Source organism: Gallibacterium genomosp. 1, from assembly GCF_001678575.1.
Lineage (GTDB): Bacteria > Pseudomonadota > Gammaproteobacteria > Enterobacterales > Pasteurellaceae > Gallibacterium.
Window position 1 is genome coordinate 1 of sequence record NZ_JTJP01000074.1, and the last position, 6,906, is coordinate 6,906.

The 6,906-nt window shown below is 38.0% G+C and carries 7 protein-coding genes; 4 read left to right on the forward strand and 3 right to left on the reverse strand.

What is annotated here, in order from left to right:
• Window positions 1–74 precede the first annotated feature (74 nt).
• The 3 genes from der to rsmI form a co-directional block, all read right to left on the reverse strand.
• Entirely contained in the window at window positions 75–1,601 is a 1,527-nt protein-coding gene (der, locus tag QV04_RS11065) for a ribosome biogenesis GTPase Der (protein ID WP_039170807.1), read from the reverse strand.
• A gap of 124 nt (window positions 1,602–1,725) precedes the next feature.
• Window positions 1,726–2,547, reverse strand: coding sequence for an alpha/beta hydrolase (locus tag QV04_RS11070; protein WP_039136656.1), 822 nt, complete (start codon window positions 2,545–2,547; stop codon window positions 1,726–1,728).
• A gap of 15 nt (window positions 2,548–2,562) precedes the next feature.
• Window positions 2,563–3,417 carry a 16S rRNA (cytidine(1402)-2'-O)-methyltransferase gene (rsmI, locus tag QV04_RS11075; RefSeq protein ID WP_065231600.1) on the reverse strand — a complete coding sequence of 285 codons (855 nt, stop codon included), beginning with the start codon at window positions 3,415–3,417 and terminating at the stop codon, window positions 2,563–2,565.
• Between the two features lie 116 nt (window positions 3,418–3,533).
• Here rsmI and QV04_RS11080 point away from each other — a divergent pair, with 116 nt between their 5' ends.
• Genes QV04_RS11080 through dolP form a run of 4 tightly spaced genes read left to right on the forward strand, consistent with a single transcriptional unit; the run spans window position 3,534 to window position 6,837 of the window.
• On the forward strand, window positions 3,534–5,264 hold the full coding sequence (locus QV04_RS11080; protein WP_065231599.1) for a penicillin-binding protein activator: 1,731 nt from the start codon (window positions 3,534–3,536) through the stop codon (window positions 5,262–5,264).
• Window positions 5,265–5,270: 6 nt separating this feature from the next.
• Window positions 5,271–5,642 carry a YraN family protein gene (locus tag QV04_RS11085; protein WP_013744923.1) on the forward strand — a complete coding sequence of 124 codons (372 nt, stop codon included), beginning with the start codon at window positions 5,271–5,273 and terminating at the stop codon, window positions 5,640–5,642.
• Window positions 5,635–6,225, forward strand: coding sequence for a D-sedoheptulose-7-phosphate isomerase (locus QV04_RS11090; protein WP_013744922.1), 591 nt, complete (start codon window positions 5,635–5,637; stop codon window positions 6,223–6,225). The genes QV04_RS11085 and QV04_RS11090 overlap by 8 nt, the downstream gene beginning before the upstream one ends.
• Window positions 6,226–6,243: 18 nt before the next feature.
• Window positions 6,244–6,837, forward strand: coding sequence for a division/outer membrane stress-associated lipid-binding lipoprotein (dolP, locus tag QV04_RS11095; protein ID WP_065231598.1), 594 nt, complete (start codon window positions 6,244–6,246; stop codon window positions 6,835–6,837).
• The last annotated feature ends 69 nt before the right edge of the window (window positions 6,838–6,906 follow it).

Sequence of the window (6,906 nt, forward strand, 5' to 3'; positions counted from 1 at the left end):
ATGCCAAATTTTAGGTAAGCCAAAACTGCATTAATCTAAATTAAAAAGGCTTCCTTGAGAGAAGCCTTGATCTACTATCGTTTTGATTTCTTAATAAATTTCATTAAACGTCTGCGCTTACGTAATTGGTTCGGTGTTAATGTGTTACGTTTACCAGCATATGGGTTATCTCCATCTTGGAATAACATTCTGATCGGAGAGCCGATAATTTGCAAACTACGGCGGTAATAATTGGATAAATAACGTTTATAGGAATCCGGTAATTTATCAATTTGGTTACCGTGTACTACAATAATTGGAGGATTATGTCCACCTGGGTGTGCATATTTCAATTTAATTCTGCGTCCAGCAATCATTGGCGGTTGGTGTTCTGTGGTTGCCATTTGCAAAATCCGTGTCAATAGCGATGTTGAATAACGTTTAGTTGCGGATTGATAAGCTTCGTTGATAGATTCAAAAAGATTACCAACACCACTGCCGTGTAGTGCAGAAATAAAATGAACACGAGCGAAATCAATAAAATCTAAACGGCGATCTAATTCGGATTTAATGTTATCTTTGATTTCTTGACTTAATCCGTCCCATTTATTAACAACAATGACTAAAGCTCGACCAGCATTTAGAATAAAGCCTAATAGTGATAAATCTTGATCGGAAATACCTTCACGCGCATCAATGGTAAGTAATACCACATTAGCATCCTGAATTGCCTGCAACGTTTTAATGACCGAAAATTTTTCTACGGTGAGGGTGACTTTACCACGTTTACGCACACCTGCGGTGTCAATAATGGTATATTGCTGACCGTCCCGCTCCATCGGAATATAAATACTGTCACGTGTTGTACCCGGCATATCGTAAACGACGACACGATCCTCTCCTAATATACGGTTAGTTAAAGTGGATTTACCAACATTCGGGCGACCGACAATTGCAATTTTAATCGATTTTTGTTCTGTTTCAGCATTATCTTCTAAATCTTCGTCTTCTTCGCTGTCATCTATAATTTCATCATTGATTGAAGTGGCTTCAAAATCAGAAAAATTGGTATCGGAAAGTGCAAAATCAAAATTTTCTTCACTCTCTGTTTCGGCGTTTTCACTCTCATCTTCCTGATAAGGGGCAAGAACATCTTGGATTAATTGTGTTACCCCTCTACCTTGTGAAGCAGCGATAGGAACAATTTCTTCTAAACCTAATTGATAAAACTCGCCAATATGTGAATCGGCATCAATACCGTCAATTTTATTTGCTACTACTACTGTGGTTTTTTCACGACGGCGAAGATATTGTGCGATACCAATATCCGCAGCAGTTAAGCCGGCACGAGCATCGACCAAAAAAAGAACAATATCGGCTTCATCAATTGCCAATAATGATTGTTCCGCCATTTTTTCTTCAATGCCTTGCTCCGAACCGTCAATACCTCCAGTGTCAATAACAATAAATTCTGTTCCATTTAATTGACCTTGACCATATTTTCGGTCACGAGTTAATCCCGGGAAATTAGCGACAAGTGCATCACGACTACGAGTTAATCGGTTGAATAATGTGGATTTTCCCACATTTGGACGCCCAACCAGGGCAATGACAGGAGTCATAATCACCTCAATTTTTAATATTTATATTTAAATTATGTAGTTAAAAAATGGCGCACATTATATCGGATTTATCGTGTGATCCTAACGATTTATTGCAAACTAAATGAGCAAATTGAAAAAAATGCTATTCCAGTAGTGAAAAGTGTAAGAATTCTGCAAAATGATTTGCCCAATAATATTCGTGATGAATTTCATTTGCCATAATGCGAAGTCGAATTTGATCAATTGGATGTCCCGTGCGCAATAGTGCTTGATAATAACGTAGTGTACAATCAATATAGGCTTGATTCATATTGGAAATATATTCGGCATCGGCATCATCTCCTTCGTTTGTGCCAACTTGAATAAACACTTTGCCGTTGCGATTGAATGGATGATAATGAAGAAATTCAAGAAAATTTGATTCACTGAACCATGAAGCAAGAGAAAAAATACCAAGATGTCCAAATATCTCAGGATAAGCAGCTCCCATATAAGCAGTAATAATCCCACCCATTGAACTGCCTGCTAGCAAGGTATATTGTGCTTCTGGTTTCGTGCGATAACTTTGGTCGATAAAAGGTTTAACCGTTTCCACCACCCATTTACCATATTCCATTCCCATTCCACCAGTATTTCTTGAAACTTCACTATTACCGACTTCGGTGCGCCAAGGGCCGTATTCATCTAAACGTCGTTCACTAGCATTATCAATGCCAACGACAATCAGTTGCGGAAACTCGCGGTGTTTTTTTAAGGTAGGAATCACTTTCCAAGAGTAGCCAGAGTAAGATTCTTTACTATAAAACACGTTTTGCCCGTCGTGCATATAAAGAACTGGGTAGTGTTGCCATTGATTTTTATAGTAGTTTTTCGGCAATAAAACGCGCACGCGACGCATATGGTCATAATAGGGAACGTATAAAAAATGTTCTTGCATTTCAAGATAATAGTGATGCATAGTCATTCCTTTGTTATAGTTTTAATTTTGCTGCATAAAATGTTGCAAGCCATATTGATAAAGTGCATTCTTCTTGTAGCCATAAACTTCAGCAACAATCGCTGCCGCCTTTTTTAAAGGTAATTGTTGATTGATTAATTTCAGGCTTAATAATGCTTGAGGGTTAAATTGTTCTTCATTATTTTCAACTGCGCCTTCAACCACCAATACAATTTCACCTTTACAACGATTAGCATCCTCTTTTAACCACGCGATTATTTCTGCAAGTTGATTGCCGTAAACGGTTTCCCACGTTTTGGTTAATTCTTTGGCAATCACTAAATAGCGATCTGCACCGAAAACGGTTTGCATATCTTGCAGGCTTTCTAAAATGCGGTGCGTTGATTCATAAAAAATGAGTGTGCGCGTTTCCGTTTTTAATTCGGCAAGGCGATCAAGGCGTGCTTTGCTTTTTGCCGGCAAAAAACCTTCAAAACAGAAGCGATTGGAAGCAATGCCGGCAACAGAAAGAGCCGTAATTGCCGCACAACAACCGGGAATCGGTTCGACACGAATATCAGCCTGACGACAGGCTCTGACTAAATGAAAACCGGGATCGCTAATAAGCGGTGTGCCGGCATCGGAAACTAAGGCAATATTAGAACCTTGTTGTAATTTATCAATTAAGATTTCCAATTTTTGTTGTTCGTTATGATCGTGTAAAGCAAAAAGTGGTTTTTTAATGCCGTAATGATTTAATAATAAACCACTATGGCGAGTATCTTCTGCCGCAATAAGATCAACTTGGTTGAAAGTGTCCAACGCACGTTGGCTAATATCGCTTAAATTGCCGATTGGCGTAGCGACAATATATAAAGTTCCGTATAAATTGCTCATAAATTAAGTCTTTTATTGCTTTTAAACTAAGAGATAAGTAAGATTTATTTGTACTCGACAAAAGGTCGAGTGGTCTTGTTTTTATAATGATAGTTTAAATTATCATAGGTATATATATGTTGAACATTCTATTACAACGAATGAATTTTAAAAATCTTTTACTGAGTTTTTTCGTAATGATCAGTGTAGCAGGATGTAGCAGTCTTATTGGTTCAAATAATACGATGTTACAAAATGAAGCCTATGCCAGCTCCGATTTTTACTTGGATAAGGCAAATAGTAGTCAGGATCAGGATGAAAAAGTAAATTATCAATTGTTAGCGATTCGTGCATTACTAAATGAAAATAAAGTGGCGCAAGCCTCTAGTTTGTTATCATCTTTGACTGATTTAGACGATGCACAACAGTTGGACGCTTCGCTTTTGAAAGCAACTTTATTGGCAATGCAGCGTGATAACAGTGCGGCAACAACCTTGTTGAATACTATTAAGTTAGATAGCCTCAGCAATTCACAAAAAGTGCGTTATTATGCGGTGTTAGCACAAACTGCTGAAAATAGTCACGATGCGATTGGTGCAATTAATGCGCACGTGCAAATGGATCGTTTCATTACTGATATGCAACGTAAACAACAAAATAATGATGTGATCTGGGGGTTATTGCGTAATTTGGATAAAAATACGTTAAACAGTTTAATTGTGGATGATAATGATGTGGCGTTAAAAGGGTGGATTGATTTGGCAAAAGTATATAACGATCACATTGCACAGCCCGATCAAATGCGTTTTGCGATTCAGAATTGGAAAACCACTTATGCCAACCATTCAGCAGCTTATTTATTACCGACTGATTTACGTGGTGTGGTCAATTTTGAGAATTTAAATATTCAACAAATCGCCGTGTTATTACCGTTAAGCGGTAACGGTGAATTAATTGGTAAAACAATCTTACAGGGATTTAACGATGCTCGCGGTAACTCTCCGATAGTAGTAAAAACCTACGATACAATGGCAGGAACTAATGTTACAGACTTGGTTAATCAGGCAAAACAGGAAGGTGCGCAAGCGGTTGTCGGCCCGTTATTAAAAGATAATGTGGATGCATTATTAAATGGAAATGCGATACAAGGCTTGAGTGTATTAACATTGAATACTGCACCAAGTATGCGTCCGATACAAGGTGTTTGTTATTATGGACTATCGCCAGAAGATGAAGCACAAGCTGCTGCTGTTAAAATGTGGAATGATGGCGAAGTCAATCCTTTGGTGTTTGCACCACAGAACGATTTAGGACAGCGTAGTGCTTCTGCTTTTAATGCTAAATGGCAAAGCCTTGCAGGTACGGACGTGAACACTTATTACTATACTTTAGTTGATGATATTTTAGCGAATCTAAAGAATGCAACAATGAATGGCAAAGTAAATGCAATTTATGTGGTGGCAGATAGTCAACAATTGCAGGAGATTAAAACGGCATTGGATAATTCTGATGCTCACGATATTGCAATTTACGCTACTTCACGTAGCAATTCCGCTAACAATGGGCCAGATTACCGCTTAACAATGAATGGTGTGAAATTTAGTGATATTCCACTCTTAAGTGATTTAAATTCTGCAAGCTATCAACAGGCACTTAAAATTGCGAATGGCGATTATTCATTACTTCGTTTATATGCGATGGGAGCAGATGCGTGGATGTTAATCAATAAATTTGCTGAACTTCGTCAGATTCCAGGTTATAGCATTAATGGTCTAACTGGCGTATTAAGTGCCGGTGAAGGTTGTAATATTGAGAGAACAATGACCTGGATGCAATATGATAACGGCAATATAAAAACCATTCATTAATTGAGAATGTCATTATTCAAACCAAGACAGCAAGGCGGCGAGTTTGAGCAACAAGCTCGCCGTTTTTTAGAACAAAAAGGCTTAAAATTTATTGCTGCTAATCAGACTTTTAAATGTGGAGAAATTGATTTGATTATGCAAGACGGAAAAACACTGGTTTTTGTTGAGGTCAGACAACGGAAAAGCGCAAAATTCGGTTCTGCGGTAGAAAGTGTTTCCTGGTCAAAGCAACAAAAATTATTGAAAGCCGCAAATTTATGGTTAGGATTACGACAACAAAGTTTGGAGACGGTAAGTTGTCGATTTGATTTAATCGCTTTTGATGGGGTTGCTTATCAAATTACGTGGTTACAAAATTTTATAGAAATAAATGGCTGATATTATGTTGGATCGAATAAAAGCGCTATATGAAGAGAGCATTAAAGGACATATCGCCACCGCCGCTGTGATTCCGGAGATATTGGCGAAGACGACTAACGAATTAACACAATGTTTGTTACGTGGTAATAAAATTGTGGTTTTTGGATATGGTCGTTCTACTTCTAATGCACAATTATTAGTAGCGAATCTGATTAATCGATATCTATTGGCTCGCCCTAGTTTCCCCGCAATACTGCTTGGGTTGGATGGTGCTGTCGGAGCTGCTTTAATCAGTGATAACAGTGTGTCTGAAGCTTATCAAAAGCAGTTTAGTGCTGTAGTAAGCAGTGGCGATGTCTTTGTAATTTTGACGCCGGATACTGAGGAAGTTTCTCTCTCATTAATCCGTTGTGCCAAAGATAAAGATATTTTAGTGGTTGCGTTAACCGGGGATAAAAACGATCATCTCAATGGTTTGCTGGATGAAAACGATATTAATATCGCTGTTCCGGTACAAAAAGAGGTGCGAATTCTTGAGCAACATCTGTTTATTATTAATACGTTATGTGAATTAATTGATTTTTCACTCTTTTCTCATTAATGCAAAAAGGAGGCAATAATGCGTAATCTTCAATGGAAACATTTGGTTAAAGTAACAGCAATGGTCAGTGTAGTGACTTTGTTACAAGGTTGTGTAACTGCTGCTGTTGTTGGTGGTGGAGCATTGGCAACCAAAGTAGCGATGGATCCTCGCACTACTGGTACACAAATTGATGACCAAACATTAGAGTTGCGAGTTGCAGATGCATTGCGTAAAGATAAACAATTAAATGAACAGGCACATATTAGTGTGATTGTTTATAATGGTCGTGCGTTATTGGTCGGCGAAGCGCCGGGTGCCGATCTTAAAGAGGTCGCCGTTAATCTTGCGCGTGGCGTTAAAGATATCGCTGATGTTTATGATGAAATCCAGATCGGTGAAAAGGTTAGCTTTATACAGGCAAGCAAGGATACGTGGATAACTACAGAAGTAAAATCAAAATTATTCGTAAACGGCAATGTAAAAGCAACGGATGTAAAAGTAGTAACTGAAAATGGTATTGTATATTTAATTGGTAAAGTGACTCAGTCTCAAGCTTCCGCTGCGGTTGATGTCGCTCGTCAAGTGAATGGAGTCAGAAAAGTGGTAAAAGTATTTACTTATTTAAATTAACACATAGTATAAAAACATAAACAAAAGGGCATTTTATAAGATGCCCTTTTCGTATTAGAAAAATTAGGC

What these genes read in the sequence shown, in the direction of transcription:
- der (WP_039170807.1), bottom strand. Translation starts at nt 1,601, where the DNA reads ATGACTCCTGTCATTGCCCTGGTTGGGCGTCCAAATGTGGGAAAATCC.
- QV04_RS11070 (WP_039136656.1), bottom strand. Translation starts at nt 2,547, where the DNA reads ATGACTATGCATCACTATTATCTTGAAATGCAAGAACATTTTTTATAC.
- rsmI (WP_065231600.1), bottom strand. Translation starts at nt 3,417, where the DNA reads ATGAGCAATTTATACGGAACTTTATATATTGTCGCTACGCCAATCGGC.
- QV04_RS11080 (WP_065231599.1), top strand. Translation starts at nt 3,534, where the DNA reads ATGTTGAACATTCTATTACAACGAATGAATTTTAAAAATCTTTTACTG.
- QV04_RS11085 (WP_013744923.1), top strand. Translation starts at nt 5,271, where the DNA reads ATGTCATTATTCAAACCAAGACAGCAAGGCGGCGAGTTTGAGCAACAA.
- QV04_RS11090 (WP_013744922.1), top strand. Translation starts at nt 5,635, where the DNA reads ATGGCTGATATTATGTTGGATCGAATAAAAGCGCTATATGAAGAGAGC.
- dolP (WP_065231598.1), top strand. Translation starts at nt 6,244, where the DNA reads ATGCGTAATCTTCAATGGAAACATTTGGTTAAAGTAACAGCAATGGTC.